The sequence below is a fragment of the Pseudomonas sp. B16120 genome, from assembly GCF_044218845.1.
Classification (GTDB): domain Bacteria; phylum Pseudomonadota; class Gammaproteobacteria; order Pseudomonadales; family Pseudomonadaceae; genus Aquipseudomonas; species Aquipseudomonas paracarnis.
Genome location: NZ_CP162588.1, coordinates 5,944,894 through 5,964,292, shown reverse-complemented (window position 1 = coordinate 5,964,292; position 19,399 = coordinate 5,944,894). Strand labels below are relative to the sequence as shown.

The window sequence follows — 19,399 nt, the reverse complement described above, 5'->3', positions numbered from 1 at the left end:
GATGAGGTGCCACCATGCACACAGCCCTGACCCAACCCGGCGCACCGATGAAAGTGCGCGCAATCCAGAAACGCTTTGGCGCCTTCACCGCGCTGGACAACGTCTCCCTGGACGTCGCCGCCGGCGAGCTGGTGTGCCTGCTGGGCCCGTCCGGCTGTGGCAAGACCACGCTGCTGCGCTGCATCGCCGGCCTGGAGCGCCAGGACAGCGGTGAGCTTTACCTGGGCGAGCGGGACGTGTCCCTGCTGCCACCCCAGGCGCGGGACTACGGCATCCTGTTCCAGTCCTATGCGTTGTTTCCCAACCTCAGCGTTGAAGCGAACATCGGCTACGGCCTTACGGGCAGCGGCCGCGATGAAGTGCGCAAGCGGGTCGCGCAGATGCTTGAGCTGGTGGGCCTGGTGGGCAGCGAAAAGAAGTACCCCGGCCAACTCTCCGGCGGCCAGCAACAGCGCGTCGCCCTGGCCCGCGCACTGGCGCCGGCGCCGTCGTTATTGCTGTTGGATGAGCCGATGTCGGCCCTCGATGCCCGCGTGCGCGAGCACCTGTGCACCGAACTGCGCCAACTGCAGCGGCGCCTGGGCATCACCACCTTGATGGTGACCCACAACCAGGACGAAGCCATGTTGATGGCCGACCGCATTGCCGTGATGAACAACGGTAAGGTCGAGCAGTACGCCACGCCCCAGGAAATCTACGACCGCCCGGCCACGCCGTTCGTGGCGGAGTTTGTCGGCCAGGGCAACTGGTTGCCGTTCAGCCGTAACAGCGCCAGCCATGCCCAGGTGGGTGGGTTGAACATGCGCCTGGCTGAGGACGCGGGTGTCGCCCAATCGGGCCGCTTGTTCTGCCGCCCGGAAGCGATCTGCGTCAACCCACCGGTGCATGAAGAAAACCTGTTCCCGGCCAAGGTTCGCGAGATCACCTTCCTCGGCAACCGCTGCCGCATGAGCTTTGAGCTGGAGCAGTTGCCAGGCCATCCGTTGCTGGCTGAACTGGCGCCGGAAGCCATGCCGCGCCTGGGTGCACAGGATATCTGGGTGGCGTTGCCGCCGCGCAGCCTGCAGGTGTTTGCCTGAGATGGGGGCGGTGATGACATTGCCGGTACCGCGCCAGGTGTCCCGCGCCGAGTGGGGCGACCGCCTCTTCGTGGTCGGCGGCAAGTGGCTCTGGCTGGGCCTGTTAGTGGTGGCGGTGCTGTTGCCGCTGTTGGCGATCTTCTGGCGCGGCTTCAGCAGCGAAGCCGGGCAGGGCGGTGGCCTGGTAGCCGCTCGCGAACTGCTGAGCAGCGCCAACTTCCACTGGTTGCTGGGCAATAGCCTGAAAGTTTCCCTCAGCGTGGCGGCCATCGTCGTGCCGCTGGCCTACTTGTTTGCCTATGCCCTGCAACGCACGCTGATCCCCGGCAAGTCCATCTGGCGTGGCCTGTCATTGCTGCCATTGATGGCGCCGTCGATGCTGCCGGGCATTGCCCTGGTCTATTTGTTCGGCAACCAGGGCCTCCTGCGCGGCTTGTTCTCGGAGAATATCTATGGGTTCTGGGGCATTGTGCTCGGTGAGGTGATTTACACCTTTCCCCATGCCTTGATGATTTTGCTGTCGGCGTTGTCCCTGGCGGATGCGCGTTTGTTCGACGCCGCTTCGAGCATGGGCGCCAGCCCGGCCCGGGCGTTTCGCAGCATTACCTGGCCGGCCACGCGCCAGGCGGTGTTCGCCGCGTTTTGCCTGGTGTTCACCCTGACCATCACCGACTTCGGGGTACCGGTGGTGGTGGGCGGCGATTACCAGGTGCTGGCGCTGGAGGCCTACAAGGCGGTGGTGGGCCAGCAACAGTTCGGTCGCGGCGCGTTGATCGGCATGGTGTTGCTGCTGCCGGCGCTGTTCAGCTTTGGCGTGGATGCGTGGTTGCGCCGTCGGCATGGCGACGCGATGAGCGGCCGCGCCCAGGTGTTCCAGCCAGCGCCATCGCGGCTGCGCGACGGCTGCTACCTGGCCATCGTGCTGCTGATCTGCGCGGCGTTGCTGCTGGTGTTCGGCATGGCGGTGTACTCCTCGCTGGTGAAATTCTGGCCGTACAACCTGTCGCTGTCGCTCAACCACTACCAGTTCGAAGACACCGCCGGCGGCGGCTGGCTGGCCTATCGCAACAGCCTGACCATGGCGCTGTGCACCGCGTTGATCGGCAGCGTGCTGATTTTCACCGGCGCCTACCTGATGGAAAAGACCAAGGGCCAGAAGAACCTCAACCTGGCGCTGCGCATGCTCAGCTTCGTGCCGATGGCCGTGCCGGGCCTGGTCCTGGGGCTGGGCTACGTGTTCTTCTTCAACCTCAACGGCAACCCGCTGCATGTGTTGTACGGCAGCATGGCGTTGCTGGTGGTGTGCACCATTGCGCACTACCTGACCACCGCGCAGATGACTGCAACCACCGCCTTGCGCCAGTTGGACGCCGAGTTCGAAGCCGCCGCGTTGTCCCTCAAGGCACCGTTGTACCGCCATTATCTGCGCGTCACGGTGCCGATCTGTCTGCCGGCGCTGCTGGACATCCTGCGCTACCTGTTTGTCTCGGCGATGACCACCGTGTCCGCCGCGATTTTCCTCTACAGCCCCGACACCATCCTCGCCGCCGTCGCCGTGCTGAACATGGACGACGCCGGCAATGTGGGCGGTGCGGCGGCCATGTCGACCCTGATCTTGTTCACTTCGGCCAGCGTCTCGCTGCTGCTGGCGTGGGCCTCACGTGGCGCGCTGCGCCGCTCCCAAGCCTGGCGCCAGCGCGCACCTGGCCAATAAAACATCCCTGAAGGAGGTGCTCCATGTTCAAGCCCCTGGCGCTGGTCGCTGCAGTCCTCACGGCATTCAGCCTGAATGCTTTGGCCAAGACCGAGTTGACGGTGTACACGGCCCTTGAAGCCGAGCAATTGAAGACCTACAAAAAAGCTTTCGAACAGGCCAACCCCGACGTCGAGATCAAGTGGGTGCGCGACTCCACCGGCATCATCACCGCCAAACTGCTGGCCGAGAAAGACCGCCCCCAGGCTGACGTGGTGTGGGGCCTGGCCGCCTCCAGCCTGGCGATCCTCGATCAGCAAGGCATGCTCGACAACTACGCGCCCAAGGACTTGGACAAGATCGGCAAAAACTACCGCGACGCCGCCAACCCTCCGGCCTGGGTCGGCATGGACGTGTGGGCCGCCACCCTCTGCTTCAACACCGTCGAAGCCGAGAAGCAGGGCCTCACCAAACCAATAAGCTGGCAGGACCTGACCAAGCCTGAATACAAGGGCAAGATCGTGATGCCTAACCCGGCGTCTTCAGGCACCGGCTTCCTGGATGTCAGCGCCTGGCTCCAGACCTTCGGCGAGAAGCAAGGCTGGCTGTACATGGACGACCTGCACCGGAACATCGGCCAGTACGTTCACTCCGGCTCCAAGCCGTGCAAGCTGGCGGCGTCCGGTGAGTTCCCGATAGGCATTTCCTTCGAATACCCGGCGGTTCAGCTCAAACGCCAGGGCGCGCCGCTGGAGATCATCCTGCCCAAAGAGGGCCTGGGCTGGGAGATCGAAGCCACCGCTGTGATCAAGGGCACTGCCCATGCCGACGCGGCGAAAAAACTCGCCGACTTCTCTGCCAGCACCGCGGCGATGGACCTGTACAAGGAAAACTTCGCCGTGCTCGCGCAACCGGGTATCGCCAAGCCGCAGACCGAATTGCCGGCGGACTATGAGCAACGGTTGATCAAGAACGACTTTATCTGGGCTTCCAAGAACCGTGACAGCATCTTGGCCGAATGGCGTAAGCGTTATGACGGCAAGTCGGAAAAACAGTAACCGATCGTTCCCACGCTCCGCGTGGTAACGCCGCTCTGGACGCTCCGCGTCCGCTTTTAAAGGTCGTGACGCGGAGCGTCACCGGATGAATTCCCACGCGGAGCGCGGGAACCAGAGGACAGTATGAGTAGTGATCTGTTAGTCGTCGGCGCCGGCATCCTCGGTCTCTCCCACGCCTATGCCGCCGCCAGGCGCGGCCTCAAGGTCAAGGTGTTCGAGCGAAGCGCCACGCCATTGGGCGCCTCAGTGCGCAACTTCGGCCAGGCGCTGGTCACCGGTCAACCACCAGGGCCAATGCTCGACCTGGCGCGGGAAAGCCGCGAAATATGGGGCCAGTGGGCGCAAGCGGCGGGCCTGGCGCTCAAACGCAATGGCTCGTACCTGTTCGCCCGCACCGAAGCCGAAGAGCATCTGCTCGAAGCCTTCTGCGCCGGGCGCGCGCGGGAGCACGGCTACAACGTCGAGCTGCTGCAGGGCGCTGCCATGAACGACCTGTACGCCGGCCAGTTCCGCCATCACCGCGCCGCACTGCATGGCAAGGACGACCAGCAACTGTATTCCCGCGAGGCCATCCCGGCGCTGATCCATTACCTGAGCCAGGCGCTTAACGTGGAGTTTCACTTCTCTACCCTGGTGCGCGAGGTTGAACCGGGCCAGTTGCACAGCACGGCAGGCCGCTTTCGCGGCGAGCAGATCATTGTTTGCTCCGGCCACGACTATCAAACCCTGCTGGCCGACGCCATCGCCGCGCTCAACCCGCAAACCTGTCGCCTGCAAATGCTGCGCGCCCGGCCAGTGCTCAACCTGAACCTGCAACATGCCTTGCTCACCGGCTTGAGCTGCGTGCACTACGGCGCCTTTGCCGACCTGCCGGAAGCGGCCGCCGTGCAGGCGCAGATCTTGCGCGAAACGCCGTACCTGCACGAGCACGGCATTCACCTGTTGATCAGCCCTACGCCCCATGGCGAGTTGATCATCGGTGACTCCCACCATTACGACAGCGATCCGTCGCCCTTCAACGCCGAGCAGGTGGATGACTGGCTGATCGAACTGGCGCAACAGACCCTGGGTTGCAAGGTCCAAGTGGTGGAGCGCTGGCAGGGCGTCTACGGTTCCCGCGGGCCTGGGCCGTTTTCGTTTGTGCAGGCGGCACCTGGCGTCAGCGCTGCCTTGATGCACACCGGCGTAGGGATGAGCGTGGGGCCGGCGATGGCCGAGCGTAATATCAGCACACTGTGGGGCGCGACGCGATGAGCCCGGAACAGGCGACTGCCCAGGTGTTTGGCTTGTACGAGCAACATGGCACGGCTGACTACATCGGCGAGCCGGTGTCGCAAATCGAGCACATGTCCCAGGCCGCGCAATTGGCCATGGCCGAAGGTTTTGACGACGAGGTGGTGCTGGCGGCGTTTTTCCACGACATCGGCCATCTCTGCGGCCAGGGCGGCGCGAACATGGGCGGTTATGGCGTGGTCAGCCACGAGCGGCTGGGCGCCGATTACCTGCGCCGGGCAGGCTTCAGCGAACGCCTGGCCAGGCTGGTGGAATACCACGTCCAAGCCAAGCGTTACCTGACCTTCAGCCAACCGGACTATTTCGCCCGCTTGAGCGAAGCCAGCCGTCGCACTCTGGCTTACCAAGGCGGCGTCATGAGCGCAGAAGAGGCTCGGACCTTTGAGCAAGACCCGTTGTATGCCGTGAGCTTGCGTATGCGCCACTGGGACGAGCAGGCCAAGCAAATGCAGGTGCCGGTGCTGGACCTTGAGGTGCTTAAGGCCAAGGCCCGGCAGGTGCTGATGACTGCTTAGGTCTCGTCGAGGCGCATGGCAAGGGCTTCGACCTGTTCTTGACGCTCGGCCTGGCTTAGTTTGGCGTGGGGATTGAGGGACGACCATTGCGGATAGGCGCGGGCCTTGTTCAAGGCGTCGGGCAGTTTGCCCTCGCGCCAGGTTTTGTCCTGGGGTGTGTCGACCTTGATGCTGTGCATTGCCGCATGACCGCGCAGGTTCAGGGCCTTGAGCAACTGGCGCTGGCGCAGGGCGAGCAGGCGCAGCACGCTGTCATCGACGGTGAGTTCGCGTTGGCCCTTGATCTTGCCCATCAGGCGGCTGCCGTAGCTGCGCGCGGTTTGCAGCGCACCGCCGGCAATCGCGCCCGCCAGGGCAGCAGCGCCCAGCGTCAGGCCGCCGACCAGGAGGTCCACGCCCGCACCGGCGGCTGCGCCGGCGGCGATCCCGCCACCCACCCGCACGCCCAGTTGCTTGAGGGTTTCGGGGTTGAACAGGTCGTCGCCCCAGCGCCCATCCAGTAGCGGCAGGTCGCTGGCCGCCGCGTCCTGTGGGCGAAAGCCGTACAGCTTGAGCAGGGCATCAACACACTTTTGTTCCCGTTGGCGCACCGCTTTGCGCAGATCGCCGATGGCTTGCTGTTCATCTTCGGTGAGGACACTGCGACGGCAGGCCGCGCAGTCGATCAACAGTTCGGCGATCAAGCGGGCGGCGCTTTGCTGGCGAGCCTGGCGCTGGGCTTCTTGATCGAGGATCAGGCGTTCCAACTGCGGCCGTGAGTTTTCCAGCAGCAGGGCCAGGCTTTCATACAGCCGGCGTTCGCCGTCTTCGGGCGGTGCCACGCTGTCGAAACGCACCAGCGCATGCAGGCCGAGGCGGGCCAGGGCTTCGCGCCAGTCCGGTTCGCGGTGGTCGCTGCTGCTGACAAAGTTGAGCACCGGCAACAACGGTTTGCCACAACTGGCCAGCACTTGCAGCTCGTCACGGTACTTGGCCAGCACCGGCTCGCGAGCGTCGATCACGTACAGGCCGGCATCGGAGGCCAGCAACTGGCGCAACACCTTGGCTTCCTGTTCGAAACGCTGGCGCGCCTCGCTGCCTTCCAGGAAACGCGCCAGCCGCGCAGGGCCATCCAGGCGTTCGCCGGGGCGGTCGAGGCGCTCCAGGTAATCGAGCAGGGCGATGGCGTCTTCCAGGCCGGGGGTGTCGTACAGCTCCAGCAAGGCTTCGCCATCTACCGATAGGCGCGCACCTTCCACATGTCGCGTGGTACTGGGGCGATGGGACACTTCGCCAAAGCCGACATCGCGGGTGAGGGTGCGCAGCAGTGAGGTTTTGCCCACGTTGGTATGGCCGACCACGGCGAGTTTCAGCGGTTTAGTCATGACCGGTCTCCAGCCAGCTCAGCGGCGCACAATCGGCAAACGACACTTCAAGCTGTTGCAACGCGGCATGCCAGTCGCCCAGGCGCTCGGCGTCCAGCGCCTGGCCCGGTGGTGCCTGCAGCAGCCATACGCGGGTGTCGGTGGCGCTGCGTGCCAGCTCGGCGATCAGCGCCAGGCTGCCACGGTCGGGCGAGCGGCGCGGGTCACAGGCGATGGCCAGGCGCGCGGGTGGGAAACGGCTGAGTTGCTCCAGCAGTTTGTTGCGTGATTCGCGGCTGTCGAGGATGCCGGCGTTCTTGACGTTGGCAGGCAGTTTGGGGGGCCAAGGGTGTTGGTCGTCGAGTTCGATGGCGACCAGCAAGGCGCCATCACTCTGCAGCTCACTTGCGCCGCCGCTGATCGGGTGCAGGTGTTCGGGCGCCACATCGTTGACCCCCAGGCGCTCGCTGCTGGGCATCAGGCGTTCGCGCAGTTGGGCGTAGCCGGGCAGGTTGAGGTCCAGGCGCAACGCTGCGCGCCCGCGTTTCCATCGCCACAGGCACAGCAAGGCAAGGATCAACCGCGGCAGCAGGCCGTAGACCAGCAACACGCCCACCAGCCAGGCCGCCCAGGCCTGGCGGGCGCTTTCGATATTCAGCGCGGAGTCGCCGCTGGCGCGGATCATCTCCACGGTGGGCACATTGAAACCGAGCAGCGCCGGGAGTGTGCCAAGGGCCTGGGTCACGGCGACAAAGGTATCGGCGCCGAGAATGGTGGTTTCCCACACAAACCCGTAGCGGCGGGTGGCGAGCAGGGTCAGCAGGATCACCAGGGCGCTGAGCAAGGCCAGCAACCACAAGCTGTTGACCAGCACACCCACCGCCCAGCGATTGAGTTTTTGCCGTTGCAGCAACAGCAACAATGCTGGGGCCAGTTGCGCGGCCTTGGCGTCACGCGCCAGTTTCTCGCTGAGCCACAACCACAGCCGGCCAAGGCTGGCGCTGTGTTCACCGGCAAACAGCAGGCCCAGGGCCCAACTGATCAGCAAGATCAGGTTCAGGCCGAGCAGGCTGCCCAAGGCCCAAAACACATTCACCGGGGCCAGGCCATTGCCCAGCGCGGCGAACGCCAAACCGGCGCCACTGATGACGGCGACCACCGCCAGTAACACCAGGGCCAGGCGTGCGCCTTGCAGCCAGCGGCTGAGCGCGGCGGCCAGACCATCGCGCTCGGCCAGGTGCAGCGCACGCTGCTGGATGCGCGAGGGCAGGTCGCCCCCGGCGGTGCGGGCCAGGCGGTTGGCTTCCAGGTCTTCCAGGGGGCCGGCGTGTTCTTCGCGCAGGCGCACGGTTTCTGTCAGCCAAAGTCTGTGCAGCGGGTTCAGTGCAGTCACGCGCCGTCCTGTCGAGTTGATGAGGTTGGAGCATAACCGCTGGCTCGCCGCTCTGGTATTCTCGTCGCCATGAAAAAAACACTCCCTTTAAGCCTGATCGCAGCCCTCGGTGAAAACCGTGTGATCGGCGTCGACAACAGCATGCCCTGGCATTTGCCGGGGGATTTCAAATATTTCAAGGCCACCACGCTCGGCAAGCCGATCATCATGGGGCGCAAGACCTGGGACTCCCTGGGCCGACCGCTGCCGGGGCGCTTGAACCTGGTGGTCAGCCGTCAGACCGATCTTGTGCTGGAAGGTGCGCAAGTGTTTCCGTCACTGGACGCAGCGGTAGAGCGGGCTGAGGAGTGGGCCAAGGCGCAAGGCGTGGACGAGCTGATGCTGATCGGCGGCGCGCAGTTGTATGCGCAGGGGCTGGAACAGGCCGATCGCTTGTACCTGACCCGCGTGGCGCTGAGCCCGGAAGGGGACGCGTGGTTTCCAGAGTTTGATATGAACCAGTGGAAGCTGGTGTCGAATGTCGAGAATCCGGCTGAAGGTGATAAGCCGGCCTACAACTTCGAAGTGTGGGAAAAAGCCTAAAAGCATCGCAGGCAAGCCAGCGCCCACAGTTTGATGTGTGAATACATTCAAATGTGGGAGCTGGCTTGCCTGCTATAGCGGTCTATCAGACCTGCGCTAACTCGGCATGCTCATCGGCATCCAGCAAGGCCTTATCCGTCTGCCCCATGATCTGGCTGGTAATCGCCCCCGCCGTCATCGAACCATTGACGTTCAACGCCGTGCGGCCCATGTCGATCAGCGGTTCCACGGAAATCAACAGCGCCACCAGTGACACCGGCAAGCCCATGGCGGGCAGCACGATCAGCGCGGCAAAGGTCGCACCGCCGCCTACGCCGGCAACGCCCGCCGAACTCAAGGTCACAATGGCTACCAGGGTTGCGATCCACAGCGGGTCCAGCGGGTTGATGCCCACGGTCGGCGCGACCATCACCGCCAACATGGCAGGGTAAAGACCGGCGCAACCGTTCTGGCCGATGGTCGCGCCAAACGAGGCGGCGAAACCGGCGATGGATTGCGGAATGCCCAGGCGACGGGTCTGCGCTTCAATGCTCAGCGGGATGCTTGCAGCGCTGGAGCGGCTGGTAAAGGCAAAGGTCAGTACCGGCCACACCTTGCGGAAGAAGCGTAGCGGGTTGATCCCGGCCAGGGACAGCAGCAGGCCATGCACCACGAACATCAGGCCCAGGGCCAGGTACGACACCACCACGAAACTGCCCAGCTTGATGATGTCTTGCAGGTTGGAACCAGCGACCACTTTGGTCATCAGCGCCAGCACGCCGTAGGGGGTCAGCTTCATCACCAGGCGCACCAGGCGCATCACCCAGGCTTGCAGGGTGTCGATGGCGTTAAGGACTTTCTGGCCTTTTTCCACGTCGTCCTTGAGCAGTTGCAGCGCGGCAACTCCAAGGAACGCGGCGAAAATCACCACGCTGATGATCGACGTCGGCTTGGCCCGGGCCAGGTCGGCGAACGGGTTGGCCGGCACGAACGACAGCAGCAACTGCGGGATATTCAGGTCGGCAACCTTGCCAGCGTAATCACTCTGGATCACTTGCAGGCGCGCCATTTCCTGGGTGCCGGCCACCAGGCCTTCGGCGGTGAGGCCGAACAGGTTGGTCAGGCCGATGCCGATCAGCGCCGCGATGGCCGTGGTGAACAGCAGCGTGCCGATGGTCAGGAAGCTGATCTTGCCCAGGGACGAGGCGTTGTGCAGGCGCGCCACGGCACTGAGGATCGAGGCGAACACCAGCGGGATCACGATCATTTGCAGCAGCTGCACATAGCCGTTGCCGACCAGGTCAAACCAGCCGATGGAGGCTTTGAGCACCGGGTTGCCGTCGCCATAGATCGTGTGCAACGCCGCGCCGAACAGCACGCCCAGCACCAGGGCGAACAGCACCTTCTTGGCCAGGCTCCAGTTAGTACGGCGAGTTTGTGCCAGGCCCAGCAACAGGGCCACGAACACCAATAAATTGAGAATCAGGGGCAGATTCATTGAAGCTCCGTTGAGAAGGCAGCCAATCGCGTGAGCCTGCGATTGCGAACCGGGAAGCCTAACAGCTTGAAATATATTGATTTAATACCAATATGGAATGGCGACTGTCGTTTTTGGAATAAGCGTTTGACGCCCAGGCGTATGCCCTTGGCGCAATCGCGACGTCAGCGGTCGCGCTCGGGCGATAACTGTCATACGGATTTGTTAGCGTCGATGTCTTTCACTTGAGGGAGACAACGCCTATGAAGCTCGCGCCGAAACTATTGGTATCCGCCGCCTTTTGCCTCGGGCTCGCCAGCCAGGCGTTTGCCGCCACCGAGTTGAAACACTGGCCGGCACCTGCCGCCAAACAACTCAACGAAATGATCGCCGCCAATGCCAACAAGGGTAACTACGCGGTGTTCGACATGGACAACACCAGCTACCGCTATGACCTTGAAGAGTCGCTGCTGCCGTTCATGGAAAACAAGGGCCTGATCACCCGCGAAACCATGGACCCTTCGCTCAAGCTTATCCCCTTCAAAGACACCGCCGACCATAAGGAAAGTCTGTTCAGCTACTACTATCGCCTGTGCGAAGTCGACGACATGGTCTGCTACCCCTGGGTTGCGCAGATTTTTTCCGGCTTTACCCTCAAGGAGCTCAAAGTGCAGGTCGACGAGCTGATGGCCTCCGGCAAGCCCGTGCCGGTCAGCTATTTCGAAGGCGACGTGGTGAAAAAATCCGAGGTACAGCCGCCGAAAGTCTTCACCGGCCAGGCCGAGCTGTACAACAAACTGATGGAAAACGGCATCGAGGTCTATGTGATGACCGCCGCGTCCGAGGAGCTGGTGCGCATGGTCGCGGCTGATCCGAAGTACGGCTACAACGTCAAACCCGAGAACGTCATCGGCGTGACCACGATGCTCAAGGACCGCAAGACCGGCGAGCTGACCACCGCACGCAAACAGATCACTGCCGGCAAGTATGACGAGAAGAGCAACCTCGGCCTGGAACTGACTCCCTACCTGTGGACCCCGGCGACCTGGATGGCCGGTAAGCACGCGGCGATCCTCACCTACATCGACGAATGGAAAAAACCAGTGATTGTCGGCGGTGACACACCGACCAGCGATGGCTACATGCTGTTCCACGATGTGGACGTGGCCAAGGGCGGCATCCACCTGTGGATCAACCGCAAAGACAAGTACATGACCCAACTCAACGGCATGATCGCCAAGCACGCGGCGGCGCAAGCCAAGGAAGGGTTGCCGGTGACGGCGGACAAGAACTGGGTGATCGTGAAACCGGAGGAGATTCAGTAAAGAGCCTTAAGTCGAAGTGCAGTCACTGTGGGAGCTGGCTTGCCTGCGATGCAGACACCTCGGTACTTCATGTACTCCGAGGTGATGCAATCGCAGGCAAGCCAGCTCCCACATTTGATCTCCAATGTCTTGGGGAATTTCTGCAGACAAAAAAAGCCCCGCACCTGGCGGGGCTTTTTTATGCGCGGGGCTTACAGGCCGTCGAGCATGGCTTTGTTGCGCACCGCACCCTTGTCGGCGCTGGTGGCCAACAACGCGTAGGCCTTCAACGCGGTGGTGACTTTGCGCGGGCGCTTCTCCACCGGCTTCCAGCCTTTCTTGTCCTGCTCAACCCGGCGTGCTGCCAGTTCTTCATCGCTGATCAACAGGTTGATCGAGCGGTTCGGAATGTCGATCAGCACCTTGTCGCCATCCTGCACCAGGCCAATCGCGCCGCCGGCAGCGGCTTCCGGGGAAGCGTGGCCGATGGACAGGCCCGACGTGCCGCCGGAGAAACGGCCGTCGGTCAGCAGGGCGCAGGCTTTGCCCAGGCCTTTGGATTTCAGATAGGACGTGGGGTAAAGCATCTCCTGCATACCCGGGCCGCCTTTAGGGCCTTCGTAGCGGATGATCACGATATCGCCTTCCTTGACTTCGTCCGCGAGGATGCCGCGTACCGAGCTGTCCTGGCTTTCGTAGATCTTGGCGCGGCCTTCGAAAACGTGGATGGATTCATCCACACCTGCCGTTTTCACCACACAGCCGTCGAGGGCGATGTTGCCGTACAGCACGGCCAGGCCGCCTTCTTGCGAGTAGGCGTGCTCGACACTGCGGATGCAGCCGTTTTCACGGTCGTCGTCCAGGGTGTCCCAGCGGGTCGACTGGCTGAACGCGGTCTGGGTGGGGATACCGGCCGGGCCGGCCTTGAAGAAGGTGTGCACGGCTTCGTCGTCAGTCTGGGTGATGTCCCATTTGGCGATGCCTTCGGCGATGGACTTGCTGTGCACGGTTGGCAGGTCGGTGTGCAGCAGGCCGCCACGGGCCAGGGAGCCGAGGATTGAGAAGATCCCGCCGGCGCGGTGCACGTCTTCCATGTGGTACTTCTGGATGTTCGGCGCGACCTTGCACAGCTGTGGCACGTGACGGGACAGGCGGTCGATGTCGCGCAGGTCAAAGTCGATCTCGGCTTCCTGGGCGGCAGCCAGCAAATGCAGAATGGTGTTGGTGGAACCGCCCATGGCGATGTCCAGGGTCATGGCGTTTTCGAACGCCTTGAAGTTGGCGATATTGCGCGGCAACACCGACTCATCGTTCTCGCCGTAGTAGCGCTTGCACAGCTCGACGATGGTACGGCCGGCCTGCAGGAACAACTGCTCGCGGTCGCTGTGAGTGGCCAATGTGGAACCGTTGCCCGGCAAGGCGAGGCCCAGGGCTTCCACCAGGCAGTTCATCGAGTTGGCGGTGAACATGCCGGAGCACGAACCGCAGGTCGGGCAGGCGCTGCGCTCGTATTCGGCGACCTTCTCGTCAGAAGCGCTGGAATCGGCGGCGATTACCATGGCGTCGACGAGGTCGAGGCCGTGGGAGGCGAGTTTGGTCTTGCCGGCTTCCATCGGCCCGCCGGAGACGAAGATCACCGGGATGTTCAGGCGCAAGGCAGCCATCAACATGCCGGGGGTGATCTTGTCGCAGTTGGAGATGCACACAATGGCGTCGGCGCAGTGGGCGTTGACCATGTACTCCACGGAGTCAGCGATGATCTCGCGGCTCGGCAGGGAATACAGCATGCCGTCATGGCCCATGGCGATGCCGTCGTCCACGGCGATGGTGTTGAATTCTTTAGCCACGCCACCGGCGCGTTCGATCTCGCGGGCGACCAGTTGGCCCAGGTCCTTGAGATGGACATGGCCCGGCACGAACTGGGTGAACGAGTTGGCAATCGCGATGATCGGCTTCTTGAAGTCGTCATCTTTCATCCCCGTGGCACGCCACAGCGCGCGCGCGCCGGCCATGTTGCGGCCGTGGGTGGATGTTTTCGAGCGGTAATCAGGCATTGGAGCACTCCGGGCGGCTAATCAAGTACTAAAGGGGAGTGAGCTTCTAATTGACGACTGGAACACTCAGAAAATGGCCGTGTGTCCGGAAGTTGCCACTCGCGTCGCGGGATCGCCGCGTGCTTGGGCCTCGAGCTCATAAACCCGCCGGGGGATGACTGGCGATGAATAGGGCCGATTCTACACCGCTGGCGGCTGGAGGGAATGGGCGCAACCTTGAAGTTAGCCGCTACAGGACGTGCGGGCGCCGCCGTGCCCATGAGTTCAACGCAAGGGCGGCAAGGCTCAGGATCAGAAAACACAAGCCAAGCGCAGTACTCAACTGGTGGGTAAAGGTGCTGATAAATGCACTGATACAGCCGCCAGCAATGAACAGCGCTGCCGCAACGGCGGAAGCTGCGGCTCCCGCATTGTCTGGAAACAGGCTCATGGCCTTGGAGTTGGAAATGGGCCGGGTGATGGTGGTGCCCGCCGTGCAGAGCAGCATGGGCACCAACACTGTCGGGGTTGATAAGCCGAACAGGTAGGCCAACAGCAGCATGACTACGCCAGAGATAGCGATCAGAACCAGCCCGACTGCCATCTGGGTAGCCGCCGCCAGCCGTTTGTGCAGGACGCCGGCACAGAGGCCTCCCACTACGTAGGCGGCGCCGTAGAGAAGCAAGGTCAATGAGTACTCATGGGGTGACAGCTTTAACTGGTCCATGAAAATGAGCGGTGACACAACGATGAATGAGAAATGACAGGCGAAGGTGATCGCGGAGATCGTGGCGTAGCTGGCGAAATGTCTGTTGGCGAAAACCTTGGCGTAGGCCCTGAAAATACCCCGCTCGCTTGGCGCGGTTGGAGGGAAGCCGCCATGCAGTAATCGGTGAGCCATAAACCACGTTGCGGCACAGAGGGCGATAAACGCGTAGAAGCTGGCTTTCCATCCCCAGTGCAATTGCAGCCATGCGCCCAGCACTGGGGAAATCGAGATGAAAATGCCTCCGGCCGTGGCCATTGCTATGCGCAACCGCTCCTGTTCCCTGCCGAAAAAAAGGTCCTGCACCAGCGCTTGGGACAGTATGAAACCACCGCAGCCTATGGCCTGAATGACTCGAAAGAACAGGAATTGGGGCGTGTTTCTGGCGGCCAGACACCCGACTGCACCCAGGATGGCTACTACCATACTGGCCAGGAGTAGCTTCTTGCGACCGATTCTGTCGGACAGCGGGCCGATCAGCAGCATTGAGCAGGAAAATCCAATGGCGAACAGGCTGACGGATCGAGCGATATGGGTGGTCGAGGTATGGAAGTGTTCAGCCAGGGCGGGAAAGGAGGGCAGTACGACGTCAAGGGGGAAGACGCCCAGCAAAGTCATGGTCATCAGCCAGAAAACCAAGAGCGGTTTTTCAGCCTGTGTAATTGCCTTCGACATGCGCGAGCCTCGGTTCCATGAGAGGGGCGAGGATCGAGTCTGCGCTACGGAAAGTCAAAGCCTGGGGCAGTACGACATTTCCTAAAAACCTGTAGGAACCCGCAAGTCCCTACAGGGGAACAGTATCAGCTATTGGGTAGCAACCGGCAGGTAATGCTCTTGATGTAGCGCGTCTCGACAATCGCCGGATGCACCGGGTGGTCCGGGCCTTGGCCGCCGCGTTCGAGCATCTGGATGTTGCGGTCCAGATGGCGGGCGCTGGTGAGCAGGATGTTTTGCAGGTCGTCTTCCGGCAGGTGCATGGAGCACGAGGCGCTGACGAGGATGCCGTCTTTGCTGAGCAGGCGCATGGCTTGCTCGTTGAGGCGGCGGTAGGCGCCTTCGCCGTTTTTCATGTCTTTTTTGCGCTTGATGAAGGCCGGTGGGTCGGCGACGATCACGTCGAAGCGCTCTTCGCTGGCTTTCAGTTCTTTCAACGCCTCAAAGACGTCGCCTTCGATGCAGGTCATCTTCTCGGCAAAGCCGTTCAGCGCGGCGTTGCGCTCTACGCCGTCGAGGGCGAAGGCCGAAGCGTCGACGCAGAACACTTCACTGGCGCCAAAGGCTGCAGCTTGCACGCCCCAGCCGCCGATGTAGCTGTACAGGTCCAGTACACGCTTGCCCTTGGCATACGGGGCCAGGCGGGCGCGGTTCATGCGGTGGTCGTAGAACCAGCCGGTTTTCTGGCCCTGGATCACCGGGGCTTCGAACTTGACGCCGTTCTCTTCCAGCGCCACCCACTCCGGCACCAGGCCGAATACGGTTTCGACGTAGCGGTTGAGGCCTTCGGCGTCGCGCGCGGCGGAGTCGTTCTTGAACAGGATGCCGCTGGGCTTGAGCACTTGGGTCAGCGCGGCGATCACATCTTCTTTATGCGCTTCCATGGTCGCCGAGGCGATCTGTACCACCAGGATGTCGCCGAAACGGTCGACCACCAGGCCCGGCAGCAGGTCGGAATCACCGTAGACCAGGCGGTAGAACGGCTTGTCGAACAGGCGGTCACGCAGGGACAGCGCGACGTTGAGGCGGTGCACCAGCAGCGACTTGTCCAGCGGCAACTTGATGTCGCGCGACAGCAGGCGGGCGCAGATCAGGTTGTTCGGGCTCATGGCCACGATGCCCAGGGTCTTGCCGCCGGCCGCTTCCAGGATAGCCTGGTCGCCTGCCTGGAAGCCGTGGAGTGGGGTGGCGGCCACGTCGATTTCGTTGCTGTAGACCCACAGGTGGCCGTTGCGCAAACGACGATCGGCGTTGGCTTTGAGACGCAGGCTTGGCAGGGACATGACGTCGCTCCGGAAAAAAGAGCGGGAGTATACCCTTTGCGCACTCTTTCATGTGGGAGCTGGCTTGCCTGCGATGCGGGCGGCGCGGTGTATCAGACGTACGGTGGTGATGCTATCGCAGGCAAGCCAGCTCCCACATTCAATCGGGTTTCACTTGGGTTTTTGGGTGTCGGCCACATCGGCATAAGGGGTAGAATTCGCGCCTAGCCCAGAGTGTGTACTTATGTCCCAAGAGCTTTCCCCCGAGCAGATCCAACAGGCCCTGCAAGGCATCAGCGTGCCGCCTCAACCGCAAATCATGGTGGATTTGCAGATGGAGCAGTACATGCCCGATCCGGACCTGGAAGTGATTGCAAGGTTGATCTCCCAGGACCCGGGCTTGTCCGGCGCGCTGCTCAAGATCGTCAATTCGCCGTATTACGGCCTGAGCAACAAAATCGCTTCGATCCAGCGTGCGGTGAACCTGCTGGGCAGCCGTTCGATCATCAATTTGATCAACGCGCAGTCGATCAAGGGTGAGATGTGCGACGACACCATCGTCACCCTCAACCGCTTCTGGGACACCGCCCAGGATGTGGCCATGACCTGCCTCACCCTGGCCAAGCGCACCGGTTCCCAGGCCGTGGACGAAGCCTATGCCTTGGGCCTGTTCCATGATTGTGGCGTGCCGCTGATGCTCAAGCGCTTTCCCAATTACATGGCGGTGCTGGAAGAGGCCTACGCCAATGCCGCCCCGGATTGCCGCGTGGTCGACACCGAAAACAAAGCGTTCCACACCAACCATGCGGTAGTCGGCTACTACACCGCCAAGTCCTGGCGCCTGCCGGAGCATGTCACCGACGCCATCGCCAATCACCATAACGCCCTGGCGATTTTCAGCGATGAGACGTCGCGCAACCCACAGCTCAAGAACCTGCTGGCCATTTTGAAGATGGCTGAGCATATCTGTTCGTCCTATCGCGTACTGGGCAATCAGCCAGTGGATCATGAGTGGAACGCCATTGGCCATCTGGTGCTGGATTACGTGGGCCTGTCGGACTACGACTTCGAGAGCCTGAAGTTGTCGATCCGCGAACTGGGCGCGCACTGACCCGTCATTCAAGAGGTACATATGCCCGAGTTACCAGAAGTCGAAACCACCCGACGCGGCATTGCCCCGCACCTGGAAGGCCAGCGCGTCAGCCGCGTGGTAGTGCGTGAGCGGCGCCTGCGCTGGCCGATTCCGGAAGACCTGGATGTGCGCCTGTCAGGGCAGCGCATCGTGCTGGTGGAGCGCCGGGCCAAATACCTGTTGATCAATGCCGAAGTGGGCACCTTGATCAGCCACCTGGGCATGTCGGGCAACTTGCGCCTGGTGGAAGTCGGCATGCCCGCGGCCAAGCATGAGCACGTGGATATCGAGCTGGAATCGGGCATGGCCCTGCGCTACACCGACCCGCGGCGCTTCGGTGCGATGCTCTGGAGCCACGACCCGCACAACCATGAGCTGCTGATGCGGCTGGGGCCGGAGCCGTTGACCGACCTGTTTGATGGCGAGCGCTTGTTCCAGCTGTCTCGCGGTAAGTCCATGGCGGTGAAGCCGTTCATCATGGACAACGCGGTGGTGGTGGGCGTGGGCAATATCTATGCGACCGAGGCGCTGTTTGCAGCTGGGATTGACCCACGCCGCGCCGCCGGGGGTATTTCACGCGGGCGTTATCTGAAGCTGGCGATTGAAATCAAGCGGGTGCTGGCTGCTGCCATCGAGCGGGGCGGCACCACGTTGCGGGACTTTATCGGCGGCGATGGGCAGCCGGGGTATTTCCAGCAGGAACTGTTCGTGTATGGCCGGGGCGGCGAGGCATGCAAGGTCTGCGGCACTGAGCTGCGCAATGTGGTGCTGGGGCAGCGGGCGAGTGTGTTTTGCCCCAGGTGTCAGAGCTGATTGCTGGGTGAAGGCTGATATTGCTATCGCAGGCAAGCCAGCTCCCACATTTGAATGTATTCATATATCCAAGTGTGGGAGCTGGCTTGCCTGCGATGAGGCCCTTAGGGGCAATGAAGAGGTTTAGGCCTTACCGGTAATCTTGCGGTACTTCTCCATCAACTGCTCTTCCGTCTCAGGGTGTGCCTCGTCCAGCGGAATGCAATCCACCGGGCATACCTGCTGGCACTGCGGTTCGTCGTAGTGACCGACGCACTGGGTGCACAGGTTAGGGTCGATCACGTAGATCTCTTCGCCCTGGGAAATGGCGGCGTTCGGGCACTCGGGTTCGCAGACGTCGCAGTTGATGCAATCGTCGGTGATGATCAGGGACATGGAAACTCCTGCCAGGGCACTCTGCCAAGGCATCTGAAAACTAATGCGCGCAATTGTGCCGCATTGGCGCCCGCAGTGCGAGCAGGCACCGACCGAGCAGCCTTACTTCTTGAAGCGCAGCGTCAGCGCATCGGCCACGGCTGGATGCACGAACTTGGTGATATCTCCGCCCAAAGCGGCGATTTCACGAACCAACGTCGAGGAAATGAACGAATAACGCTCCGACGGCGTCAGGAACAGGCTTTCCACGTCCGGCGCCAATTGGCGGTTCATGTTGGCCAGCTGGAATTCGTATTCGAAGTCCGACACCGCACGCAGGCCACGCAGGAACACATTGGCGTTCTGCTCCTTGGCGAAATGCGCCAGCAATGTCGAAAAGCCCACTACTTCCACATTCGGCAGGTGCTTGGTGACCTCTTGCGCCAGCTCCACACGTTGTTCCAGGGGAAACAGCGGGTTTTTCTTGGGGCTGGCCGCGACCGCGATGATCACATGGTCGAACAGGCGAGAGGCGCGTTCGACCAGATCGCCATGGCCTTTGGTAATCGGGTCGAAGGTACCTGGGTACAACACTCGGTTCATCGCGTC

General features: G+C 62.2%; 17 protein-coding genes. 9 read left to right on the top strand and 8 right to left on the bottom strand.

Going from position 1 to position 19,399, the window contains the following annotated elements:
- The first annotated feature begins 14 nt into the window (after window positions 1-14).
- The 5 genes from AB4P90_RS27940 to AB4P90_RS27920 all read left to right on the top strand — a co-directional run bounded on the left by AB4P90_RS27940 (window position 15) and on the right by AB4P90_RS27920 (window position 5,638).
- Window positions 15-1,079, top strand: a complete 1,065-nt coding sequence (locus tag AB4P90_RS27940) for a putative 2-aminoethylphosphonate ABC transporter ATP-binding protein (protein ID WP_003195180.1) — start codon at window positions 15-17, stop codon at window positions 1,077-1,079.
- A gap of 1 nt (window position 1,080) precedes the next feature.
- Entirely contained in the window at window positions 1,081-2,793 is a 1,713-nt protein-coding gene (locus AB4P90_RS27935; RefSeq protein WP_014720359.1) for a putative 2-aminoethylphosphonate ABC transporter permease subunit, read from the top strand.
- Between the two features lie 23 nt (window positions 2,794-2,816).
- Complete coding sequence (locus tag AB4P90_RS27930) at window positions 2,817-3,830, top strand: putative 2-aminoethylphosphonate ABC transporter substrate-binding protein (RefSeq protein ID WP_058410821.1); 1,014 nt, start codon at window positions 2,817-2,819, stop codon at window positions 3,828-3,830.
- A 123-nt stretch (window positions 3,831-3,953) separates the two neighbouring features.
- Complete coding sequence (locus AB4P90_RS27925) at window positions 3,954-5,084, top strand: TIGR03364 family FAD-dependent oxidoreductase (RefSeq protein ID WP_019817771.1); 1,131 nt, start codon at window positions 3,954-3,956, stop codon at window positions 5,082-5,084.
- The gene (locus AB4P90_RS27920) at window positions 5,081-5,638 is read left to right on the top strand and encodes a phosphonate degradation HD-domain oxygenase (RefSeq protein WP_019817770.1); all 558 of its coding nucleotides are present in this window, start codon (window positions 5,081-5,083) and stop codon (window positions 5,636-5,638) included. The genes AB4P90_RS27925 and AB4P90_RS27920 overlap by 4 nt, the downstream gene beginning before the upstream one ends.
- Here the strand turns inward: AB4P90_RS27920 and AB4P90_RS27915 are convergent.
- A complete protein-coding gene (locus AB4P90_RS27915; RefSeq protein WP_019817769.1) occupies window positions 5,635-7,002 on the bottom strand; it encodes a DUF3482 domain-containing protein in 1,368 nt (455 codons plus the stop codon). The two genes, AB4P90_RS27920 and AB4P90_RS27915, sit on opposite strands and share 4 nt — an antisense overlap.
- On the bottom strand, window positions 6,995-8,374 hold the full coding sequence (locus tag AB4P90_RS27910; RefSeq protein WP_395605527.1) for a DUF2868 domain-containing protein: 1,380 nt from the start codon (window positions 8,372-8,374) through the stop codon (window positions 6,995-6,997). The genes AB4P90_RS27915 and AB4P90_RS27910 overlap by 8 nt, the downstream gene beginning before the upstream one ends.
- Window positions 8,375-8,443: 69 nt before the next feature.
- On the opposite strand from AB4P90_RS27910, the gene AB4P90_RS27905 reads away from it, so the two are divergent.
- Window positions 8,444-8,956, top strand: a complete 513-nt coding sequence (locus AB4P90_RS27905; protein ID WP_019817767.1) for a dihydrofolate reductase — start codon at window positions 8,444-8,446, stop codon at window positions 8,954-8,956.
- A gap of 85 nt (window positions 8,957-9,041) precedes the next feature.
- Here AB4P90_RS27905 and AB4P90_RS27900 read toward each other — a convergent pair whose 3' ends face one another.
- On the bottom strand, window positions 9,042-10,433 hold the full coding sequence (locus AB4P90_RS27900; RefSeq protein ID WP_014720352.1) for an L-cystine transporter: 1,392 nt from the start codon (window positions 10,431-10,433) through the stop codon (window positions 9,042-9,044).
- Window positions 10,434-10,675: 242 nt separating this feature from the next.
- Here AB4P90_RS27900 and AB4P90_RS27895 point away from each other — a divergent pair, with 242 nt between their 5' ends.
- Entirely contained in the window at window positions 10,676-11,737 is a 1,062-nt protein-coding gene (locus tag AB4P90_RS27895) for a hypothetical protein (protein WP_014720351.1), read from the top strand.
- A 191-nt stretch (window positions 11,738-11,928) separates the two neighbouring features.
- Here AB4P90_RS27895 and ilvD read toward each other — a convergent pair whose 3' ends face one another.
- The 3 genes from ilvD to AB4P90_RS27880 form a co-directional block, all read right to left on the bottom strand.
- On the bottom strand, window positions 11,929-13,770 hold the full coding sequence (gene ilvD / locus AB4P90_RS27890) for a dihydroxy-acid dehydratase (protein ID WP_003195159.1): 1,842 nt from the start codon (window positions 13,768-13,770) through the stop codon (window positions 11,929-11,931).
- A gap of 229 nt (window positions 13,771-13,999) precedes the next feature.
- Window positions 14,000-15,190, bottom strand: coding sequence for an MFS transporter (locus tag AB4P90_RS27885; protein WP_019817765.1), 1,191 nt, complete (start codon window positions 15,188-15,190; stop codon window positions 14,000-14,002).
- A 125-nt stretch (window positions 15,191-15,315) separates the two neighbouring features.
- Window positions 15,316-16,512: a class I SAM-dependent rRNA methyltransferase gene (locus tag AB4P90_RS27880; RefSeq protein WP_005792302.1), complete on the bottom strand. Its 1,197-nt coding sequence runs from the start codon at window positions 16,510-16,512 to the stop codon at window positions 15,316-15,318.
- Window positions 16,513-16,789: 277 nt separating this feature from the next.
- Between AB4P90_RS27880 and AB4P90_RS27875 the strand changes: the two genes are divergently transcribed.
- Window positions 16,790-17,602, top strand: coding sequence for an HDOD domain-containing protein (locus AB4P90_RS27875; protein WP_172832678.1), 813 nt, complete (start codon window positions 16,790-16,792; stop codon window positions 17,600-17,602).
- A 21-nt stretch (window positions 17,603-17,623) separates the two neighbouring features.
- Window positions 17,624-18,436: a bifunctional DNA-formamidopyrimidine glycosylase/DNA-(apurinic or apyrimidinic site) lyase gene (mutM, locus tag AB4P90_RS27870; RefSeq protein WP_014720348.1), complete on the top strand. Its 813-nt coding sequence runs from the start codon at window positions 17,624-17,626 to the stop codon at window positions 18,434-18,436.
- A gap of 123 nt (window positions 18,437-18,559) precedes the next feature.
- On the opposite strand, the gene AB4P90_RS27865 is transcribed toward mutM, so the two are convergent.
- Together AB4P90_RS27865 and coaD are read right to left on the bottom strand one after the other, a co-directional pair.
- Complete coding sequence (locus AB4P90_RS27865) at window positions 18,560-18,811, bottom strand: YfhL family 4Fe-4S dicluster ferredoxin (RefSeq protein ID WP_003195146.1); 252 nt, start codon at window positions 18,809-18,811, stop codon at window positions 18,560-18,562.
- Between the two features lie 102 nt (window positions 18,812-18,913).
- A complete protein-coding gene (coaD, locus tag AB4P90_RS27860; protein WP_003195136.1) occupies window positions 18,914-19,393 on the bottom strand; it encodes a pantetheine-phosphate adenylyltransferase in 480 nt (159 codons plus the stop codon).
- Window positions 19,394-19,399 lie beyond the last annotated feature (6 nt).